Origin of the sequence: Halalkalibaculum sp. DA3122, from assembly GCF_043951865.1 — a bacterium.
GTDB lineage: Bacteria > Bacteroidota > Rhodothermia > Balneolales > Balneolaceae > JAMQKA01.
In genome coordinates, this window is record NZ_JBINJF010000016.1 from 50,362 (window position 1) to 70,652 (window position 20,291).

Annotated in this window: 21 protein-coding genes; 12 read left to right on the forward strand and 9 right to left on the reverse strand. The window is 49.8% G+C overall.

All coding sequences use genetic code 11. The annotated features are described in order from the left end of the window. Window positions 1-4: 4 nt before the first annotated feature. Window positions 5-1,129 carry a serine hydrolase domain-containing protein gene (locus ACG2F4_RS11645; RefSeq protein ID WP_395260900.1) on the reverse strand — a complete coding sequence of 375 codons (1,125 nt, stop codon included), beginning with the start codon at window positions 1,127-1,129 and terminating at the stop codon, window positions 5-7. Window positions 1,130-1,468: 339 nt separating this feature from the next. On the opposite strand from ACG2F4_RS11645, the gene ACG2F4_RS11650 reads away from it, so the two are divergent. Continuing rightward, the gene (locus ACG2F4_RS11650; RefSeq protein ID WP_395260902.1) at window positions 1,469-2,347 is read left to right on the forward strand and encodes a hypothetical protein; all 879 of its coding nucleotides are present in this window, start codon (window positions 1,469-1,471) and stop codon (window positions 2,345-2,347) included. A 180-nt stretch (window positions 2,348-2,527) separates the two neighbouring features. Next, window positions 2,528-2,911: a transmembrane 220 family protein gene (locus tag ACG2F4_RS11655; protein ID WP_395260904.1), complete on the forward strand. Its 384-nt coding sequence runs from the start codon at window positions 2,528-2,530 to the stop codon at window positions 2,909-2,911. Between the two features lie 555 nt (window positions 2,912-3,466). On the opposite strand, the gene ACG2F4_RS11660 is transcribed toward ACG2F4_RS11655, so the two are convergent. After that, window positions 3,467-4,321: a ThuA domain-containing protein gene (locus ACG2F4_RS11660; protein ID WP_395260906.1), complete on the reverse strand. Its 855-nt coding sequence runs from the start codon at window positions 4,319-4,321 to the stop codon at window positions 3,467-3,469. A 365-nt stretch (window positions 4,322-4,686) separates the two neighbouring features. Between ACG2F4_RS11660 and ACG2F4_RS11665 the strand changes: the two genes are divergently transcribed. Beyond that, window positions 4,687-5,478 carry a DUF1080 domain-containing protein gene (locus ACG2F4_RS11665; protein ID WP_395260908.1) on the forward strand — a complete coding sequence of 264 codons (792 nt, stop codon included), beginning with the start codon at window positions 4,687-4,689 and terminating at the stop codon, window positions 5,476-5,478. Between the two features lie 331 nt (window positions 5,479-5,809). On the opposite strand, the gene bioB is transcribed toward ACG2F4_RS11665, so the two are convergent. Continuing rightward, a complete protein-coding gene (gene bioB / locus ACG2F4_RS11670; protein ID WP_395260909.1) occupies window positions 5,810-6,814 on the reverse strand; it encodes a biotin synthase BioB in 1,005 nt (334 codons plus the stop codon). A 194-nt stretch (window positions 6,815-7,008) separates the two neighbouring features. Here bioB and ACG2F4_RS11675 point away from each other — a divergent pair, with 194 nt between their 5' ends. Further along, window positions 7,009-7,353: a dienelactone hydrolase family protein gene (locus tag ACG2F4_RS11675; protein WP_395260911.1), complete on the forward strand. Its 345-nt coding sequence runs from the start codon at window positions 7,009-7,011 to the stop codon at window positions 7,351-7,353. Window positions 7,354-7,404: 51 nt separating this feature from the next. Here ACG2F4_RS11675 and ACG2F4_RS11680 read toward each other — a convergent pair whose 3' ends face one another. From ACG2F4_RS11680 to lysS, 3 genes are all read right to left on the reverse strand, one after another. Continuing rightward, the gene (locus ACG2F4_RS11680) at window positions 7,405-7,764 is read right to left on the reverse strand and encodes a hypothetical protein (RefSeq protein ID WP_395260912.1); all 360 of its coding nucleotides are present in this window, start codon (window positions 7,762-7,764) and stop codon (window positions 7,405-7,407) included. A gap of 72 nt (window positions 7,765-7,836) precedes the next feature. Then, on the reverse strand, window positions 7,837-9,063 hold the full coding sequence (locus tag ACG2F4_RS11685; protein WP_395260914.1) for an FtsX-like permease family protein: 1,227 nt from the start codon (window positions 9,061-9,063) through the stop codon (window positions 7,837-7,839). Window positions 9,064-9,312: 249 nt separating this feature from the next. Next, entirely contained in the window at window positions 9,313-10,854 is a 1,542-nt protein-coding gene (lysS, locus tag ACG2F4_RS11690; RefSeq protein WP_395260915.1) for a lysine--tRNA ligase, read from the reverse strand. A 254-nt stretch (window positions 10,855-11,108) separates the two neighbouring features. Here lysS and ACG2F4_RS11695 point away from each other — a divergent pair, with 254 nt between their 5' ends. The 8 genes from ACG2F4_RS11695 (at window position 11,109) to ACG2F4_RS11730 (ending at window position 16,624) form a co-directional block, all read left to right on the forward strand. Beyond that, entirely contained in the window at window positions 11,109-12,140 is a 1,032-nt protein-coding gene (locus ACG2F4_RS11695; protein ID WP_395260917.1) for a TIGR00341 family protein, read from the forward strand. Between the two features lie 126 nt (window positions 12,141-12,266). Beyond that, complete coding sequence (locus ACG2F4_RS11700) at window positions 12,267-12,902, forward strand: 4'-phosphopantetheinyl transferase family protein (protein ID WP_395260918.1); 636 nt, start codon at window positions 12,267-12,269, stop codon at window positions 12,900-12,902. Between the two features lie 197 nt (window positions 12,903-13,099). Beyond that, window positions 13,100-13,966, forward strand: coding sequence for a Rossmann-like and DUF2520 domain-containing protein (locus tag ACG2F4_RS11705; RefSeq protein WP_395260920.1), 867 nt, complete (start codon window positions 13,100-13,102; stop codon window positions 13,964-13,966). A gap of 5 nt (window positions 13,967-13,971) precedes the next feature. Beyond that, window positions 13,972-14,334: an MGMT family protein gene (locus tag ACG2F4_RS11710; protein WP_395260921.1), complete on the forward strand. Its 363-nt coding sequence runs from the start codon at window positions 13,972-13,974 to the stop codon at window positions 14,332-14,334. Continuing rightward, the gene (locus ACG2F4_RS11715) at window positions 14,327-14,842 is read left to right on the forward strand and encodes a TlpA family protein disulfide reductase (RefSeq protein ID WP_395260923.1); all 516 of its coding nucleotides are present in this window, start codon (window positions 14,327-14,329) and stop codon (window positions 14,840-14,842) included. Before ACG2F4_RS11710 ends, ACG2F4_RS11715 begins: the two co-directional genes overlap by 8 nt. Before the next feature lie 5 nt (window positions 14,843-14,847). Beyond that, window positions 14,848-15,480: a thioredoxin family protein gene (locus ACG2F4_RS11720; RefSeq protein ID WP_395260924.1), complete on the forward strand. Its 633-nt coding sequence runs from the start codon at window positions 14,848-14,850 to the stop codon at window positions 15,478-15,480. A 107-nt stretch (window positions 15,481-15,587) separates the two neighbouring features. Further along, the gene (locus tag ACG2F4_RS11725; RefSeq protein WP_395260926.1) at window positions 15,588-15,971 is read left to right on the forward strand and encodes a 6-pyruvoyl trahydropterin synthase family protein; all 384 of its coding nucleotides are present in this window, start codon (window positions 15,588-15,590) and stop codon (window positions 15,969-15,971) included. 2 nt (window positions 15,972-15,973) lie between these two features. Further along, a complete protein-coding gene (locus ACG2F4_RS11730; RefSeq protein WP_395260928.1) occupies window positions 15,974-16,624 on the forward strand; it encodes a 7-carboxy-7-deazaguanine synthase QueE in 651 nt (216 codons plus the stop codon). Between the two features lie 164 nt (window positions 16,625-16,788). Here ACG2F4_RS11730 and ACG2F4_RS11735 read toward each other — a convergent pair whose 3' ends face one another. The 3 genes from ACG2F4_RS11735 to ACG2F4_RS11745 form a co-directional block, all read right to left on the reverse strand. Next, window positions 16,789-17,952: a citrate synthase gene (locus ACG2F4_RS11735; RefSeq protein ID WP_395260929.1), complete on the reverse strand. Its 1,164-nt coding sequence runs from the start codon at window positions 17,950-17,952 to the stop codon at window positions 16,789-16,791. Between the two features lie 188 nt (window positions 17,953-18,140). After that, on the reverse strand, window positions 18,141-18,908 hold the full coding sequence (mazG, locus tag ACG2F4_RS11740) for a nucleoside triphosphate pyrophosphohydrolase (RefSeq protein ID WP_395260930.1): 768 nt from the start codon (window positions 18,906-18,908) through the stop codon (window positions 18,141-18,143). Window positions 18,909-19,020: 112 nt separating this feature from the next. Beyond that, on the reverse strand, window positions 19,021-20,289 hold the full coding sequence (locus ACG2F4_RS11745) for an asparagine synthetase B (RefSeq protein ID WP_395260932.1): 1,269 nt from the start codon (window positions 20,287-20,289) through the stop codon (window positions 19,021-19,023). Between the last annotated feature and the right edge of the window lie 2 nt (window positions 20,290-20,291).

The following is a 20,291-nucleotide window of genomic DNA, read 5'->3' on the forward strand; positions in this document are numbered from 1 at the left end:
AAAGTTAGTTCCGGGATTGTGTTTGACCCTCCATGCTTTCGAGCAGGGAAAATCCCAAAGAGCTGATGCGTCCTGCGTGTTTGTGTCCTGATGAAATATTGGATAAGACCACTGCTCCTTTTTTGCCATCCGGATGGAGAACCAGCATTGATCGATAACCGCCGGTACCGCCACTGTGCCAGTACAACTGCTTTGTATCCTGGTTGCGGATGAACCAGCCCAGCGCCATATCCCGATCTTTATCTACAGTGAAGGTTTTTTGTTGCTGCAGCTGTAGGGACTCGTTACTGGAATTAATGTTGGCCTGGATAAACCTAGCCAGATCCTCAGCTGTAGAGACGATAGCCCCGGCGCCCGGGATGGCGCCCAGGTCCCAGTTGGAGGTCGGGTTCCCTCTTTTGTTGAGTCCGGTTACCAGCCTGTCTTTAATCAATTCTCGTCGTGTTGTGGAGTGCTGCATTCCCAGCGGATTGAACACTCTTTGCTGAAGCATTTCTTCATAGGACTGATCCTCAATTTGCGTCAGCGTGTAGCCCAGGATACCCGCCCCGATATTGGAGTACTGCCACAAGGTTCCCGGTTCGCCGGCAAGCTCCATTTCATTGCCCATATATTTGCGCAATTTGTCTTCATCATACTCTTTATAGGGATTATCCATGTGCCAAAGCGATTCCCAGACAAAGCCGGAGGGGATGCGCGGCAGCCCAGAGGTATGATTGGCCAACTGTTTGAAGGTAATCTGCAGGCTGTCGTGGAGGGGAAAATCCAGGTGCGCCTGGATGGGCTGGTCGAGCTGTAGCTTGTTTTCGGTTGCCAGGTCGGCGAGCAGGGCAGCGGTAAACACTTTGGATAGCGAACCTATCTCAAACACGCTGCTTTTATTGTCGATGGTTTTCAGCGTGTCATTGGTTCTCACGGCCCCGTAAAAAGTGGCGGTACTGTCATGAATAAAAGCGATTGAACATTGGGTTTGATTGGGGAAATAGCGAAGGGTTTGAAAGATGCTGTCGATCTGCGTACTGGATACGCCGGGACGTGGTTCAAGGTGGTTAACAGCTGTTTCCGGATTACTTACGCTGCCACAGGCGGTACATATGGCTAAGAATATGATCAGGTGTAATCGTTTCATTGGCTTGAAATTCAATGCTTGTCTACCGTTGGCAGGTATGCACTTCTGCAAAATTTGTGCTGTTGGTTCGTTGCAAGACTGCAATAGCGAGATAAAATATAGTGTTTCAGAGGAGTTTTGAAAAACCGGGTATTCTGGCGGATTCAACCCTTGAGGGCATTCAAAACCGCAGATTGTATCTTATGGATGAAGGTTTTGATATATAAAAATACCGATTTTGGATAAACCAGTGGTTATGCAAAGTCCTGTTTCCTAATAATAAAGGCGGGGATACGCATATTGGCATAAAATTTTCGGTATCAATAAGTACATTTTGAAAGAATTAATAATCGATTCGCCATGAAATACCGGAAATCCATAACCATTCTGTCCTCGATAATAATTATTCTGGCAGTTGTCGCGGCATCGATGGGCATTTTTTCGACCGGCGGTCCCGGTCCCTATGATCTTGAAACGGTAAGAGGGGAAACGGTGACTGTTTACGGGAAAGGACTTTATAAACACATGTCGCAGGATGTTGCCCCACAGGGTATCGCCCAGGATTATGTGACTCTGTTTGCTGGAGTGCCATTGCTGTTGCTATCGCTTTTTTGGGCCCGCAGTGGGTCTCTCAAAGGCCGGTTTCTCCTGGCGGGTACGCTGGGTTATTTTCTGGTCACGTACCTGTTCTACCTTGTGATGGGGATGTACAACGTGTTGTTTTTGGTTTACGCCACACTGCTTGGTACCACCTTTTTTGCCTTCGCCCAGACGCTGCTTTCTTTCGACCTCTCCAATATTTCTGAACACTTTGGGGAAAGCACACCGGTAAAATTTATGGGCGGATTTCTGATATTCAACAGCATCGCCATTGGACTCATGTGGCTGCAGGTGGTTGTGCCGCCCCTGCTGGACGGATCGATCATCCCCGGGCAAGTGGAGCATTACACAACATTGATTGTACAAGGGCTGGACCTCGGGTTGCTGTTGCCGCTCGCGTTTGTTTCCGGGGTGTTGTTCATTCGAAAAAAGCCATTTGGGTATTTGCTTGGCCCCGTTTATTTCGTCTTTCTGTCTATATTGATGACCGCCCTGACGGCAAAAGTTGTTGCGATGGGGATGCTTGGACAAAACATTATGCCGGCAATCGTGATTATTCCATTATTCGGGATGGTCTCGATTATCTGCTCGGTTTTGATTTTTAAAAATATCAGGGAGCCAGCTCATGAATACGCCTGACAAAAGACCTGTCAGTCTTTATGGGAATAAATTTTTTTGCACGAACTGGAGCTGTTAAAGGCATTGAAATCTTATCAAAATTATCGTATTAAAGGGCAGAAGAGACAATCGTTCAATTTTTAAAAGAGATATTGGAAGTATTGCAAGCCTCGTTAAACATTGAAAAGAAATAGTTTGACCATGAGTATCATGAAAGACAAAGTTTTGACGGTGTTAAGTTATTTTATGGCCATCGTATTTGTATTTGCGGCCTTTGCCCAGTACAACGACCCGGATATGTTCGCGTGGATGGGAATATACCTTGCGGCTGCCGTGGCGAGCCTCCTGCATGCCACCGGGCACTACAGGAAAGCGGTTCCTGTTGTTGTACTGGTCGTTGCCCTGGGCTGGGCGGCATTCATATTCCCGGAATTTTTTGAAGGTGAAAGCTTCAGTTTCAGGACGTTCAGCTCCGTAAAAATGACAAATATGGAGTTTGAAACAGCCCGGGAATTTGGGGGACTCATAATTATTTCACTATGGATGGGCGTGATTACAGCGTTTCCGCCCGGAAAAGAGAAGTAAAAGCGTATTAACCCGAAGGCATGGCTGCAGGTGTATTAAAATGCCACTGTTCCCGGTTAGGTATCCTTCCTTATATCCCTATGTCCGAAAGACTCCTGGGCTGAGATTTTCGAGTTGGGGAGCCCGGTTTAGCTACACGGATTTTCTGGACTGGGGAGCTGTACAGAAATTGTATCATATCCTTCGGAATGTGGAATTATGAAGCTGGCCTGGCATACGCAGCTAGCCCGGATTTCTCACGAGTATTTCGGATAAGATCATGTCACATTATGGATGACCATACCTTATCCCATTTTTTACTGCCAAATTATCATAACAGTCTGTAAAAGGCTGCGAAATGGGCCTTTCAGCTGCGTTGAAGGGCAAATAACCTGCTCAACGTACCAACGTGCATCTGCGCGGCGATTTGCCCTTCGCCTTGCTAAAAAATAAATTTCTTGGTGAGCCGAGCCAGGCGAATAGATCTTCAGGTGAAAAATTTTTGAGGTTCGTTTTGTTTTTAAATGAGCATCTCTGCCACGGCAGTCGGCAACAAGACTTTTTGAGGAGGAAACCCTAATCAAAGTGGGGCAACCCCGTGACAGGTTCATTTTTTCCCGGAAAGTTGGAGGGGACAGGTAGGGTGACCGCACCCGTGGCTGCCCATTCGATTCCGCGGGCCAGCAGGGTGATGAAACCGACGGATGAAGCACCAGGCGCATGATGACCGGGTGTCAGACAAAAAATTCGACCTTCCCCGTGGTGGCGTACCCAGGCTTGGGGGGCGAAGGAGCCATCCGGGGCCCGGGCGGTCGCCAGCACCTGCAGGTTGGTATTTGGGCCCCGAAGATTGTAGTAGAGCTCATCAGGCGACTGCATCCACGATGCCGGCAAGTCTTTCATGATCGGATGTTCAGGAAGCCGGGTATGAATCCTGAATGTGTCAATAGGGGCGTGGGCAGAACCGCCGCCTTCGCCGGGTGGTTGTATGACTCGGTGTTGCTGCTCGTTGAAGGAAAGCGCATGGCCGTAGTCGGCATCTCGTTCCCGGTAAGCGATGCCGGTCCACTGGTCAAAGAGCGCCTGCTCCCAAAATCCGGCAAGGGAGGAGTGCACGATAACCAGGGATCCGCCTGACCGCACATATCGATCCAGCTTTTCGAGCTCCTCCCGGGGAGCCTGCGACCAGTAATAAATGATGACGATTGCGTCGTAATTGGAGTAATCTCCATCCCATTTTCGCCAATCTTCGAGTCCGCGGGCAATGTGGTATTCTGTATCAGCGACATCAAACGCCTCAAGCCGAGGTTTGATCAGTTCAATATTCTCTTCCCACGGATGATAACCATATGGAGCCGCTCCGGTAATGATAAGGGTCTGAACCGGCAAATCATCTTGAGCTGATACCTCCAGCGTTAATGAGCAACTCAATGCCAGTATTATAAACGCAAGTCTGTACACCTTCAAGATTGCACTTCTCCTTCTATTTGTCGTGGACTGTATGTTGAACGACTATCCATTGACCAATTAAATTATTACTGAGATAAGTAACAAGCTTGTATTGCCCTCTTACAATGGCTCCTGGCAGGCCTTTGTGATCCGGCCCGGTGTCGATACTTTTTCCCATCTTGTAATTATCTTGTCAGGTTCATTGTTCCTGACGTTTTGAAAATCACGGTGGAAAAGTCGCTGAATAATCCTGTTATTGGAAGTTTTCCATAAGGATTTGTCCCAAATTTGATGGACTCCGAGACGATAAGAATAAAACAAGATCAGGAACCAGACAGAATCATATAATGAAAAAAATGCAGACTATTTTATTGCTGGCCGTAGCAGCAATCATCATCTCCTGCGGCTCCAAAGATCAAAACTCTCAGAGTGGGGAGTGGAGGACACTCTTCAACGGCAAAAACCTTGATGACTGGATCGTCAAAATACACCATCACGAGGTAGGTGATAACTACGCCGGCACCTTTCGGGTAAAAGATGGGATAATACAGGTGAACTATGATGACTATGACGAGTTTAACGAGCGGTATGGGCATCTTTTCTACAAAGAGCCATTTTCATCCTTTCACCTGAAGTTTGAGTACCGGTTCACCGACCAGTGGCTTGATGACGCCCCCGGATATACCTATCGAAACAGTGGAGTCATGTTTCATTCGCAGGATCCCAACACTATTTTGAAAGAACAGGACTGGCCCATTTCTGTTGAGTACCAGATGCTTGCCGCCGCAGAAGATGGCGAGCCCAGGCCTACCGGCAATATGTGTTCGCCCGGCACCGAGGTATTTTACCAGGGGGAGATGGATCCGCGGCACTGCATCAACTCATCCTCTGAAACCTATCCGTGGGACCAGTGGGTGCAGGCCGAGCTCATAGTGCACGAAGACTCCCTGGCCATTCACAAAGTCAATGGAAACACGGTGTTGGAATATACCAAACCTCAGATAGGTGGAGGCGTGGTCAACGGGTATGATCCGGAGATTAAAGTGGATGGCAAACCCCTTACCGTGGGCTATATCGGGCTGCAGGCCGAAGGGCAGGGCGTTGAGTTTAAAAATATAAGAATCAGGAGACTGGAGTAGTGCCATGTCAACTATGACCATCAAGTTTGCCGGAACGCAGATGACATCGATGCTGCAGATCATCAGGTATACGGTTGAACAGCATTCTTTGCTATCATGCCTGCATGGATCGGCGTGACCGGTGTTTAACCGCATCCCGTCAGGTAAAAACGGAAGCAGGGATTTGACGTCACAGCAGTATGAGGGCTTTTGCAAAACCCTCAATTCCTCGTTCTGGTGGAGTTTTCCTTCCGTTTAAAAGGTCAACAAGGTCGGTGGTACAACTACCTTCCAACAAAAAGGAAGTTGGAGCAGGGTTAATCAGATTGTTGGGATTCGAATTTGATGCCGTCTACTCTGCCGCTTCGATGCTTTCGGGGAGGTGCTCCTCCCGGGCGTCTTTGAACGCTTTTCTTGGGGTTATCCCCAGGATGTCGAACATCTGTTGATCTTCAGAGAGGTCGTTGTTGTCGGTAGTCAGCAGTTTTTCACCGGTAAAGATGGAGTTGGCGCCGGCCATAAAGCAGAACGCCTGTTCCTGCATGCTCATGTTTACCCGGCCGGCGGAAAGACGCACCATGGAGTCAGGCATCGTGATTCGGGCTGTGGCAATCATCCGGGCCATTTCGTGCCAGGGCACCTGTTCCTGGGTCTCCAGCGGGGTGCCGTCAACAGGAAGCAGGGCGTTTATCGGTACAGACTCCGGGTGTTGCGGCATGGTTGAGAGATTGTGTATCAGCTCAATTCGATCTTCATCGGTTTCCCCCATACCGATAATTCCGCCACAGCATACGCTGATATCATTATTTCGGACTTTTTGGAGTGTATCCAGCCGATCTTGGTATGAACGGGTTGAGATGATTCGATTGTAAAAATCTTCACTGCTGTCCAGGTTGTGGTTATAGGCATAGAGCCCGGCATCTTTCAGCTTCCGGGCCTGCTCGTCCGTCAGCATACCGAGCGTGCAGCAGACCTCCATGTCCATGTCGGTAATCTGTTGCACCATATCGAGTACTTTTTCAAAATCCTTGTTGTCGCGAGCACAACGCCATGCAGCTCCCATGCAGAACCGGGTACTCCCGGATTCTTTGGCTTTGCGAGCGGCCCCCAGAATTTCTTCGCGGTCCAGCATCGGCTCGGCTTCAACATCGGTGCTGTGGTGAGCGCTTTGGGGACAGTAGGCGCAGTCTTCGGGGCATCCGCCGGTCTTGATGGAGAGAAGGGTACATACCTGCACCTCTCCGGTTGCGTGATGTTCGCGATGCACTGTTGCCGCCTGGTACACCAGCTCCATAAGTGGCGTGTTGTAAATTTCAGTGATCTGTTCTTTGGTCCAGTCGTTTCGGATGTCAGCCATGGAATACAGAGTTTGTCAATACCTGATTTTAATTTCGTTCGGAAACAAGCAACCCTTGGTAAAGCTATTGCCTGTTCCGTGTTTCGGTTCCAAAAGTAACAGGCGCGGAGCGCAAATACCAGTGTAAAATAGGAATCCGGGTTTGCTTCACCTTGTAAAAATCTGCTTGATGTCCAAAAGGACTGAGAGGCTGTTTGCAAAAGAGAATTCCTGTAAAGTTCTACGGCGGAGATGATCAGCGTGTGAATGCGACCATTTCCGAAACGGTGCGGATGATGCAAAAAGCGGGAATCCCATATAACTATGAAATCTACGAAGGGGCGGGACACGCTTTTATGCGCAGCGGCGGTGACCCCGGCGGGGAAAAGGCGAATGTGGGAGCCCGCAACAGAGCGTGGCAAAGGCCGTTAAACTGCTCAATGATTTATAGAGTATTCTATCAACTGGCAGTCCCTGAGCGCATTCGAAATCGCAGTTTATCCTTCATAGATGAAGATTTTACAGGAAATTCCTCAACCGTTGATTTGAGATGTTTTTAAATTCTCAAATGGAATTAAACAGCAGTGTAAGACGGACTCACGCTATCGGTGTTATTCGAGAGGATTGGTCCACTGGTCAGATTCTTTGGGAGGCAGGGTGGCAGTAAATTCAATACTTTGCGTAATAAATTTATGGAGTGCTTTCCTGTGTTCATAGATCCCTGAAACCACTGAAAGTATCTTTCCTTCGGTATGGTCGGCCTGCCGAAAATGTTCTATACCCGGTTTTTCCGCCAGGGTATTACCCAGGGAATCACTCAGGCGCACGATGAGCAAATCATCGAAGATGCCAAAGCAGAGATTGCCATTCAGGAGCCATCCCACCCAGCCGAGATTTTTATTTTTGACCAGGCGTTCATTTTCGATCAGGTAGTGATCAATGCGGTCTTCCAGCTTTTGGTTGTAGGACATTTGGTGATACTATATGATTGACAATAGCTCGGAGCAACAAGGTCCGGCAGTACTGTGAGATCCCGATCGGGCTCAACGACCAAAAGCGATAACCTTAAGCGGATCGGTTTTGGCCGCCACTCTCGAGGGGAGCCACGATGCCAGCCCGCACAGCAGAAAAGTAACCAGGGAGACGATCACAAAATCCAGCCCGTGCGGTTCCACCGGGGCGTAGGCCATGTAATAGTTTTGTTCAGAAAGCGGGATGATATGCCAGGTCGACTGCAGCCACACAAATAACAGGGCCAGAGCGATGCCGATCAGGAGTCCCACCGCAGCCACAAAGAACCCTTCCAGCAGAAACACCCATTTGACGCTGCCGTCGGGTGCCCCGATCGTTTTGAGGATACCGATATCTTTGGTGCGTTCCAGTACCATCATCAGGATGGTGCCGATCAGGTTAAACGCCGCCACGATAATCATCACGCTGATCACAAAAGGAATGGTGGATTCCTGCAGGTCTACCCAGGCAAAAATATTGCCGTACCGGTCGTAGATGGTTTCCGTAAAATAGGGAAATGGCATATCGGAGGTCAGCTGGGCGTCGAACACCTGAATTTGATCGGCGCTCTTTAATTTTATCTCTACAGAGGTCGCCTCCCTTCCGGATATTTTAAATAGCGACCGCGCGTACTCGCGATCTACCATCGCGAAGACATCGTCAAACCGGTCGATGCCGGTCTGGTAGATGCCGGAGACCCTGAACTGCTGGATATCAGGTGAATTGAGAGGCGTGGGTATTCCATCAATGGTATAGGAGGTGAGTACGGACCCCACATCCGTTTGCAGGTTCCGGGCCAGCTCGGCGCCCAGGATGATGCCCGGCATTCCCGTGGAATCGACCTCCAGGTCATAGGCACCCCGGCTGATGTAGGAGCGCATGTCGGAGATATCTCCCCCGCGGTCCACCCCTTTCATGAGAATGCCGCTAATTTCCTCCGGCGACTGTATCATCGCCTGTCCGGAGACCACCGCCTGTGCCTTGTCTATTTGGGGATACTTCTGGAGCGTCGTCAGGAGGGTGTCAGCGCGGTAGATCGGGTCGTCGGAGAAGGTGGTTATCGTAATATGGGGTGCGAATCCAAGTATTTTGTCATTGATAACCGACTTAAATCCATGAACGATGGAGAGAGCGATCAACAGTCCGGCAGAACCGACGGCCACCCCGGTAATGGCCATGGTTTTGATAAAAGAGAGAAAGCGGGATCCTTTCCGCTTTCCCCTGAAATACCGAAGGGCCAAATACCACTCAAAGTTCATTTTGTTATCGGTTTTTCGTTATCAGAGGACTTTGCAAACCTAACTTCCTCTTTTTGAGGGAGTTGTACTCCCGGTTAAAGATCAATACGGTCGGTGGTACAACCACCTCCCAATAACATAGTATATTCCGCAAAGGTCCCTATTCGTTATCTGGGATATTGAGAAGTTGAAAATTCAGATGAAGTTTTCAAAAAGTAGAGCATCATTGGAAGATGTGATACTAATAACTATTCAACCAAGAACAAATAACTAATCTTTTTCCGGTTTCATCTGCGGGAAGAAGAGTACGTCTCGAATGGAGTCCGAGTCGGTCATAATCATCGCCAGCCGGTCGATGCCGATACCGAGCCCGGCCGTCGGCGGCATGCCATACTCCAGTGCCCGCAGGAAGTCCTCGTCCAGCTCTTCAATCGCTTCCTCATCGCCCTGAGCCCGAAGCCTGAGCTGCTCTTCAAACCGCTGTCGCTGGTCTACGGGATCATTGAGCTCGGTGAAGGCGTTGGCGATCTCCTTGCCGTTGCAAATACACTCAAACCGTTCCACCAGTCCCTCCTTTGTACGGTGCTTCTTGGCCAAAGGACTCATTTCCACCGGGTAATCGGTGATAAAGGTCGGTTGTATAAGGTTCGGCTCAACAAATTCACCAAAAATTTCATCGATAATTTTCCCTTTCCCGGTTCCTTCCTCCAGTTCAATATTGAGCTCTTCGGCGATCTCCTGCAGCTCATTGAGCTCCTTTTGATAGAGGTCGTAGCCGGTTGCTTCTTCGATCGCCTCCAGCATCGGGATGCGGGGCCAGGGACGTTTGAAGTCGACCTCGTTTCCGCCCACCGTCACTTTTGTAGAGCCGTGCAGCTCAATGGCCACCTTTTCGAGCAGCTCTTCGGTGAAATCCATCATCCAGTGGTAATCCTTGTAGGCCACATACAGCTCAACCTGGGTGAATTCGGGATTGTGAAAGCGCGAAAGGCCCTCATTGCGGAAATCTTTTGAAAACTCATACACCCCGTCATACCCGCCCACGATCAGTCGCTTCAGGTAAAGTTCATTCGCGATACGCAGGTAGAGCTTCATGTCCAGCGCGTTGTGGTGCGTTTCGAAAGGCCGGGCTGTGGCACCGCCGTAGATCGGCTGAAGGATCGGGGTTTCCACCTCCAGGTAACCCCGCTCATTCATGATGGTGCGCATCGCCTGTACCATCTCGGTCCGCTTGCGGAAGGTCTCCCGCACTTCCGGGTTTACAATCAGGTCTAGATACCGCTGCCGATACCGTTGCTCCTTGTCGGTAAACGCATCGTACACCTTCGTTTTACCCTCGTCGGTTTCCACCTCTTTGGGGATCGGAATCGGGCGCAGGGCTTTGCTGAGCAGCACAAACTCTTCGGCGTGTACGGTGGTTTCTCCGGTACCTGTTTCAAAGACAAAGCCTTTGATACCGACGATATCCCCGATGTCAGTCAGCTTTTTGAAAACGGTGTTGTAATTTTCTTTGCCCACATCGTCGCGACGGATGTACACCTGGATCTCCCCGGCAGAATCCTGCAGGTTAAAGAAGGTCGATTTCCCCATGATACGGCGGGTCATGATTCGCCCGGCGATGGAAACGCGCTCCAGCTCTTCTTCATCCTGCCCGTCCTGGCGCATTAATTTGGGATTTTCCAGGATCTGCCGGCTGGTGTGGGTTACGTCAAATTCATAGGGGTAGGGGTCGACATCCATGGCCCGGAGCTGGTCCAGTTTTTCCAGTCGAATTTCATGTTGTTCGCTGACAGTTGAATCGGCGTTGCTCATCAGGGTATCTGTAAAATTGTTTTAAATTTGTGACTCTTTGATAGTCGCGCAAAATAGGGAATTTATTTGACAGATGAGTATATCGATTTGGGAAATCCAGCCTGCATATTCCTAGATGGAAACTTGATCATGTTCCATCCTGATATTTTAATAACTTCACTTACCAGCAGGGATGAGCCAGGGGCGAGTTTATCCTTTTTTCTTATTCATTTCCTTTGTACTCTGTCACCGAACAGTCACCAAGATTTTCGCTGATGGATTATAGAATGCTCGAGCTGATGGCACCCCCGGATACGATCAGGGAGGCGCGGAAGGTTGTGGAACAGGAGCAGGTACTGGGAGTATGGACCGATACCCTGGATGACAGCTGTTCCATCCTGCGCGTATTGATTAACACCAATCGAACGGAAGCGCTTTCCGACCGGCTGACCCAGAAGTTTTCCAGTGCCGACGGATTCCGAATCATGCTTTTTTCTGTTGAGGCGACGGTACCGCAGCCGGAGGTTGACCAGGAAGATGAAACGGCGGATGACACGAACGGCGAGAACGACTCCTCGAAAAGCGACTTGGGTCGAATAAGCAGGGAAGAGCTCTATGCGGATGTATCCAGCGGAAGCGATCTGAACTGGGTGTATATCGGAATGGTTATTTTGTCGACGATTGTGGCGGGAGTGGGATTGGTTCGCGATGATGTCGCCGTTATCATCGGCGCCATGGTGATCGCCCCGCTGCTCGGTCCCAATGTTTCAATGGCGCTGGCTGCTACGCTGGGCGACCTGAAACTGGGCTGGCGGTCGCTGAAGGCCAATGCGGTGGGCGTGTTTTCATCTTTGGCGGTGGCTTTATTGATGGGATTACTTATGGAAGTGGACCTGAATTCCCAGCAACTCATCAATAAAACAAACGTTAGTATGGGAGATATCAGCATCGCCCTGGCGGCAGGAAGTGCTGGCGTACTTGCGTTCACCCGTGGCGTGCCGGCAGCGATCGTGGGAGTAATGGTGGCGGTTGCCCTGTTGCCGCCGCTGGTTAACGTGGGACTGCTTCTTGGGGCTGGATATACCGGCTTGGCGGTCGGATCCATGATTCTCACGTTTACCAACCTGATCTGCATCAACCTGGCCGGTATCCTTACCTTCTTGATGCAGGGCGTTCGGCCCCGAACCTGGTGGGATGCTCAGAAAGCCAAAAAGGCGGCTCGTACGGCTATCGCCATATGGTTGGTCTTGCTCATAATTTTAGCCGTTATTATCTGGTTCTGGAACCTGACTTTCAATCCCCTGTAACATTACGATTCAAGCTGGCATGGATGGTCGGCAGATATAGCCCGGATTTTTCGAGAACTTTGATGTTGGTTTTCAACCAGCGTAGTGAGACTTTCAACCAAGGATTCATTAATCAGAGGTATAAGTTTGGAAAATATAACAGCTCTGTACCGATCTCTATTACCGGAAGATTTGCATGTAGCGATGGGAGCGATTGGCCGGCAATACTCCGCTGGCTTGTTGTCCCCGGCCGAACGGGAGGAATACCGGCAGATCAGTCACCAGCGCCGCCGTAATGAGTTCCTTACCACGCGGGGCCTGATAAAAGAGCTGGTCGGAGAGATGGGGCTGGATCAAACCGTTTTTGAAATACAGAAGGATGGGTTTGGTAAACCGTTTGGGATATACAGCAATGCCCGCTATCACCTCAGTTTGGCTCATACCTCGGAAAAGGTGGTGTGCGGAATATCGCCCACTCTCCCGGTAGGGGTGGATATTGAGCCGGTCGGACGTACGGTGGCAGAACGGTTGAGGAGGCGGATTCTGCATGATGAAGAGCGCGCTTTGCTGGCCGATCAGCCGATTGTGCGGATCTGGACGCTAAAAGAAGCGATGGTAAAGCTCGAGGGAAAAGGGCTGCGCACCAACTTGAATAAATTGAAATTACAGGTGGAGAGTGACCGGCTGTTTACCGGCTTTTTTGCTGATGATAAAACGGCGATAATTTGTAGCTTACGGCATCGCAACCACTGGGTGGCGGTGGCGTATTACAGCCGGGGATAGAGCCAAAACAGGCGGTCTATTTTCTATGAAGAGAGCTCTGCCGAATCTCCGTTTCTCCCGTTATTTTAAATCAAATCCTCATTTATGAGGGATCAACTTCCGTCTCGAATTTGTTCAGTTTCCATAATGGACCACCTGGTGGTGTAAGAAATCACCTGAAATTGAATGTCTGATACTTAAAATATAATCTTCACAGTATGGGAAAAACGGTATCGATCATTGGAATCGGGGCGCTGGGAAAGACGCTGGCCCGGGCACTCGAGCTGCAGGGGTATAAAATCTACAGCCTATTTAATCGGACGGTATCAAAAGCGGAAGACCTGGGGAGTGAGCTCAATGCCGGCATCGTCGGCTCAATCCCGGAATCTGCCGGGGATTTGGGGGAACTCACATTTATAACGGTTGCTGACGATGCGATTGGAGCTGTGACAGGTCAACTGGCAGGTCAACTGTGGGACCTCTCTTCGTGTACGATTGCGCACTGCTCCGGAAACGAATCATCGGAAATACTGGAACCCCTGAGTGGCGCCGGAGCAGAAATTGCTGCATTTCACCCGCTGCAGACTTTCAATCCAACCTCTGCACCCGGTATTTTCGGGGACATCTATATTAGCCTGGAAGGACAGGCGGGAGCGGTTGATCAGCTGGAGCTGGTGGTTTCCCGCCTGGGAGCGCATCCACTTCATGTAACGCCGGAGGCCAAATCGTACCTGCACGCCGCGGCCGTGATGGCATCGAACTACCTCATTACGCTGGTGCACCTTTCCGGAGAGATTGCCGGGCTGGGAGGAGTCGATCCATGGGAGGCACGTAAAGCCCTGCACGCGCTTGTGCGTACAACCGCCGAAAATGCGTCTGCCGAAAAGTTGTCTTCGGTGCTGAGCGGTCCCATTGCCAGGGGAGACCTGAAGACGGTGAAAAAGCATGTGCAACTGCTGGAACAAAATGAGCATCTTGCCTCGTTATACAAACGACTCGGGTTGGAAACGGTAGCTCTGGCAAGACAAAAAGAGGGGATTACCGATGAGGAAGTCGTACAAATAACGAAGTTGCTGAAGGATTGAGTACCGTGAAATATTCTGATGCTAACCGCAAAGATTTTTATGACCGTGTTTATGAGGTGGTGGAGCAGATCCCAAAAGGTAAAGTGACCACCTACGGGGCTATAGCTTCGTATCTGGGTGTGGCCTCCGGGGCGCGGATGGTTGGATATGCCCTGAATAATGCCGCCGAAGCGGAAATTCCGGCCCATCGTGTACTGAACCGGCTGGGAGAGCTCACTGGACGGGGGCATTTTCCCGGCGATACGATGCGCGAGCGGCTCCGGCAGGAAAATGTGACATTTGTTGCAGAATACACCGTTGATATTGAGCAGCATTTTTGGAATCCGGAAGAGATGAAAACCGAATCTAATCAGACTTCGCATGAGTGAAAAAATTGTGTTTCAAGCTGTGTTGGCATCTTTAATTTTCTGTTTCGTATTCCTGGAGGGAGAGCTGCGGGCGCAGCAGGTACCAGACGCGCAGCTGATAAAAGATATTAACGGGGAGGAACTGCAGGAGCTGGTCGACTCCTACCAGGGAGAGAAAGCCGTGTTGGTAAATATGTGGGCGACGTGGTGCGGCCCCTGCGTTGAGGAATTTCCTCACATCATAAAACTGCAGCGGAAATATGTAGAAAAACTGCAGGTTATTTTTGTTTCTGCGGATTTTAAAAAGGAAGATGCCCTCCGGTTCCTGCGCGAGCAGGGGGTAGACTGGACGACCTATTTTAAAACAGGCGGTGACGAGGCGTTTATCAATGCGATCTCTGACAAGTGGTCCGGCGCAATGCCGTTTACAAAGATTCTTGACGCCAGCGGTAACCTGGTGGCAAGTTGGGAAAACAAAGCTGATTTTTCTACATTTGAAACGAATGTCAAACAAGCCATAAATCCTTAAAAATCATGAAGAAAAGAACCTTGACAACTACCGCGTTATTGAGCTTGCTTATCGGAATTACAGCGTGGGCTTTTTATCCCGCCGATACTGCCCCCGTCGAGGAGCTTGAGCTCGGCAGCCAGGCCCCGATGACGGAGACCGAGGTAAAAGATGTATCAGGTGAAATGCTGACCCTTGCCGGGGTGGCTCAGGAAAACGGACTGCTGGTTATTTTCAGCTGTAATACCTGTCCGTGGGTAGAAGCGTGGGAGGATCGGTACAACCCGATTGCCAACCTCGCAGCGGAGAAAGGGATCGGGATGATCGCATTAAACCCGAATACGACTTACCGCGACAGGGGGGATGGATTTAAAGATATGAAGCAGCGTGCGCAAGAGATGAACTACCAGTTCCCCTATGCGCTGGATGAAAGCAACAGGCTGGCCGATGCGTTCGGGGCCAGCAAAACACCCCACGTATTCCTTTTTAACTCCGACCTGGAGCTCGTATACAAGGGGGCTATCGACGACAATGCCAAGTCGGCGGAGGAGGTGAGCCGGCACTACCTGCGTGATGCAATTAATGAACTGGCGGCCGGAGAAGAAATTTCGACCAGGAGTTCGCAGTCGCTGGGTTGCTCCATTAAACGGGCGCGTTAGAGCTGTTTTACATGCGGTCAACCTGAGAAATTACCGTACATCACGGGGAAAATTTTATGAGGTTTGTCTATTGGGCAAACCTCATTTTTATTTTATTTTGAGGGGTTATGCCAACATGGAAACTTCATACGGAATTTACGTTCGACGCCGCCCATTTTATTGAAGGATACGACGGGAAATGCGGTCGCATGCACGGCCATTCCTATCGGGTGCAGATGAGAGCGGAGTCAAGCGAGCTGAATCCCTCAAAATATTTGGATTCTCCGGACATGGTATGCGATTTCCGGGAACTAAAATGGGCCTCGAAAGGGGCTGAAAAAGGAGGATTGGATCACAGTCTCCTGAACGAGGAGCTGCCCTGCGCGACCACCGCTGAACGCATAGCGGAATTTATTCACCAGGAAACCAGCAAGCGCATTCCGGATAATATAAGACTGACGGTTACGGTTTGGGAAACTGAAGACAGCTGGGTTGAATACACCGAAGACTAGCAATGTTTACTTCTACAGAAATAGCAGACGATCTACTGAATGCGGAATCCTTCGGAGAGGAGGAATACCCTTTGATGGAGGATTTCTATACCATCCAGGGTGAGGGAGCCCATACGGGAAAGGCCGCCTACTTCATACGAACGGCCGGTTGTGATGTCAACTGCTGGTGGTGCGATGTCAAGGAGAGCTGGGATGAGGATGCGCATCCCCGGGTAGCGGTGGAAGAGATTGTACGCCGGGCCAGGGAGAGTGGCGCCCCGATGGCGGTCATAACGGGAGGCGAGCCACTGTTGCATAACCTCGATCCACTTACCTACAGGCTCAGGGAAGCGGGGCTCAGCGTCCATATCGAAACCAGTGGTTCTTCACCACTCTCCGGGTATCTTGACTGGATCACGCTTTCTCCCAAACGGTTTAAAGAGCCGGTCGAAGAGATTTTTCCCTACGTGGATGAACTTAAAGTCGTGGTGCTCAGGCAGAAAGATATTGAATGGGCGGAAAAAAATGCCGATAAATGCCCAGATGACACCACACTCCTGCTGCAACCCGAATGGGATACGCCCTCCTCAATGGAGCTTATTGTGGATTACGTCAAAAAAAATCCCAAATGGGGCATTAGCCTGCAGACGCATAAGTTTTTGGGGGTTAGATAGTAAAAAGTGATAAGTAACGAGTGAACCTTTGCAAAACCCTCTAACGAGTAATAGATAAGGAAGTATCACCTTTTCATTCGTTACTCCCGGCTCGTCTTTATAGTAAAAAAGCCCGCACCTTCAAAAGGCACGAGCTTTGTAAAACGTTAAGAAGTGCTAAAGAACTATCGCTCCTCAACCGGTACCCAATCCTGGTTTTTTTCTCCGATGTACAGTGCTCTTGGGCGAATCAACCGGTTGTTTTCAGCCTGTTCAATATAGTGGCCGGTCCATCCGGAAACTCGGCTCATGGAAAAGATACAGGTGTAAAGGTCAGGCTTGATCCCCATCGAGTAGTAGACTGTAGCGGAGAAAAAGTCGACATTGGGGTCGATATTTTTCTCACTTTTCATTGTTTCGAGGATCGCCTCCGACCAGTTGTAGAGCTCAACATGACCCGTTTCCTCCGAAAGCTGTTTAGACATGCTGCGCAGGATTCTGGCCCGCGGGTCCATAGTTTTGTATACGCGGTGACCAAAACCCATTATTTTTTCCTTGTTGGCGAGTCGCTCCTTGACAAACTCAACCGGGTCGGCATCTTGTTCCTCAATTTCAAGCAGCATATTCATAACCGCCTGGTTGGCTCCCCCGTGAAGAGGACCTTTCAGCGCACCGATCGCCCCGGTAATGGCAGAAAACATATCCGATTCGGTGGCACAAATGGTACGGCTGGTGAAGGTGGAGGCGTTCATGCCGTGTTCGGCATGGAGTATCAGGCAGAGATCCATGGTCTTGGCAGCCTGTTCACCCGGATGTTCGCCATTGAGCATGTAGAGAAAGTTGTGGGCGGTATTCTTGTCGCTCAGCGGCGAGACCGGTTCTTTGTCATTTCTTATTCGATCAAAAGCCGCAATAATCGTGGGCATTTTGGCAGCGATTGTAATCGCTTTGTCAACCCAGCCGTCGGGGCCGTTTTTTTTCCCCGTTTCATAAAAGTCACCCAGCATAGACACGCCGGTGCGGAGCACCGACATCGGTTCCGCCGAGGCTGAAGTATTGCGGATATACTGGAGCACCGGTTCGGGGAGGGAGCGCGCTTTCTGCATTTTTTTGTTGAGCTCATCGAGCTCTTGTTGGTTCGGCAAACGGTCGTGCCAGAGCAAAAAACAGACCTCTTCAAAGGTGGCATTTTCAGCCAGTGTTTCTATGCTGTACCCGTCGTAGATAAGCTCACCTTTCTGTCCATCAATAAAACTTTTCCGGGAGCTAAATGCGATGATACCATCCAGCCCCTTGTTAATGTGAGGATACTGACTTAAATCAATCTCTGTTTTTACACTCTCGGCCATGCCTGTTCTCCGGTTTTAAATTGGTTTTATCGGTTATAAAATTCGGTCCAATATAATATGGAAGCGATAAAATATCAGGTCCTAACTTACGTAAATGCTTTAGCTACTTCCATTTGCTACTCTTCAAACATTCAGGAAGTTATGAACGTTTGCAATGTATTGAACAAAATTGAAGAATGTATGAAAGGTTATTCGCTGGATTTAGCCTCTTCCCAGTAGGCATCCATCTGTTCTAATGTAGCTTTGTTGATCTCAAGTCCCTCTTTGTCTAACTTTTCTTCCACGAAGCGAAATCGCTGTTCAAATTTTCGATTCGTTATCCGGAGAGAATCTTCTGCATCTAGCTCATAAAATCGCCCGAGGTTGACGAGCGAAAACAGCAGGTCCCCAAACTCGTTCCGGCACTCTTCCCGGTCTTGGTTTTCAAGCGCTTCCTTCAGCTCATCCAGCTCCTCTTTTACCTTGTCCAGCACCTGCTCTGCTTCCGGCCAGTCGAAGCCCACATTTGCGGCTTTCTCCTGCATGCGTTGGGCTTTGATCAAGGCGGGCAGATGATTCGGAACGCCCTCCAACACCGAGGTTCTGCCTTCTTTCATCTTGATGGTCTCCCAGTTTTCCGCGACCTGCTGTTCATCACGTACGACTTCATCCCCAAACACATGCGGATGACGCTGAATTAACTTCTGCTGGATTGACAAGATCACATCTTCGATCGAAAATGAATCGGTTTCCGAGGCCATGGTGCTGTGGAATATCACGTGAAGCAGCAGATCGCCGAGCTCTTTTTTGAGTTCCTCAAGATCATTTCGGTCGATCGCTTCTACCGCCTCATAGGCTTCCTCAATAAGGTTGTCTTTTATGCTCTGGTGGGTCTGTTTACGGTCCCAGGGACACTCTTTCCTGAGAATTTCAATAATTTCAACAAGATCGTTAAAGTTTTTCGATGCCTCAATCATTACAAACTCGTACGGGTTGAAGGTTGAAGGTTACAGGTTGAAGATTATAGGTTGCAACTGTGTCAAACATCCTTCAACCTGTAACCTTCAACTTTTAACCTGTAACAGATAATCAGGTTTTCCGTTTTTTCTTTGTGGCGGCGGGAAAGAGGATATTATTGAGAATCAGACGGTAACCCGGGCTGCTGGGATGCAGACTCAGGTCGGTCGGCGGATCATCCACGCGGTGGGTGTAATCTTCGGGATCATGTCCGGCGTAAAAGGTAAAGGTGCCGCGACCGTAATTTCCATGAATATATTTCACCATATCGCGCCCCGGACTTTCCCCGAGTATTACCACCGACTCTTTAATCTTGTCTTTTTGAAAAGCGGTGGTCTGCCCGTAAAATCCCTTAATGCTGCTCACGTGATTCTGGGTAAGCATGGTGGGTACCGGGTCCCATTTTGCTGAAAATTCAAACAGGGTAAAGAAATCGAGCTTTTGATCCACCTCGTTCAGCTGTACCGGCACATCAATATTGGCGTGTTCATATTCCGTGGGATCAAGGCTGATCGTGAAATCGGTAAATGCAAGCGTTTTGGAGTAATCCAGCATTTCCTGGGCATTGGGATCGGCCGGATCCCCGTCAAAGGGGGTGGGTGCAATATCTACGCCTTCAGCGGCCAGAGCGATATCAAACGTATCGGTACCGGAGCACATGGAAAAAAGGAACCCGCCGTTTCCCACATATTCCTTGATCTCGCGGGCCACCGCTTTCTTTTCGTTGCTCACCTTGTTGTAGCCCATCTCTCTGGCCATTTGTTCCATCTGGTTAACCTGAGTGATATACCAGGGATGGTTGCGGTAGGAGACCCAGAATTTGCCGTATTGCCCTGTAAAATCTTCGTGATGCATGTGCAGCCAGTCGTATTCCGAGAGCTTCCCGTTCAGCACCTCGGGGTCCCATATTTTGTCGTAATCCACCTCCGCATATTCCAGTGCAAGTGTTACGGCATCGTCCCAGGGGAGGGCCTGTTTTGGGGTGTAAACGGCAATTTCCGGAGCCTTGTCTAGCTGTACTACGGATGTATTTGCCTGAGGCTGCTCCACGTCCGCAATTATCCTGGAAGCTTCGGCTGCTCCTATGGTGCGGGTTTTAACGTTTTTCAGCCGGGTTTCGCGGATCAGTTCGTCGGAATAGGGTGCTACAAAACTCCCGCCCTGGTAGTTCAGCAGCCATTGAACCGAGTTACCGTCTTTCAGGTAGTTGAAGACGACGCCATAGGCCTTTAAGTGGTTTGTTTGGGAAGCATCCATTGGGATGAATACTTTTTGCTGGGCAACGACCGCGGAGCCCAGACCGAATGTAAGGGCGAACAATAGCAGAAGAGTGCGTTTCATAA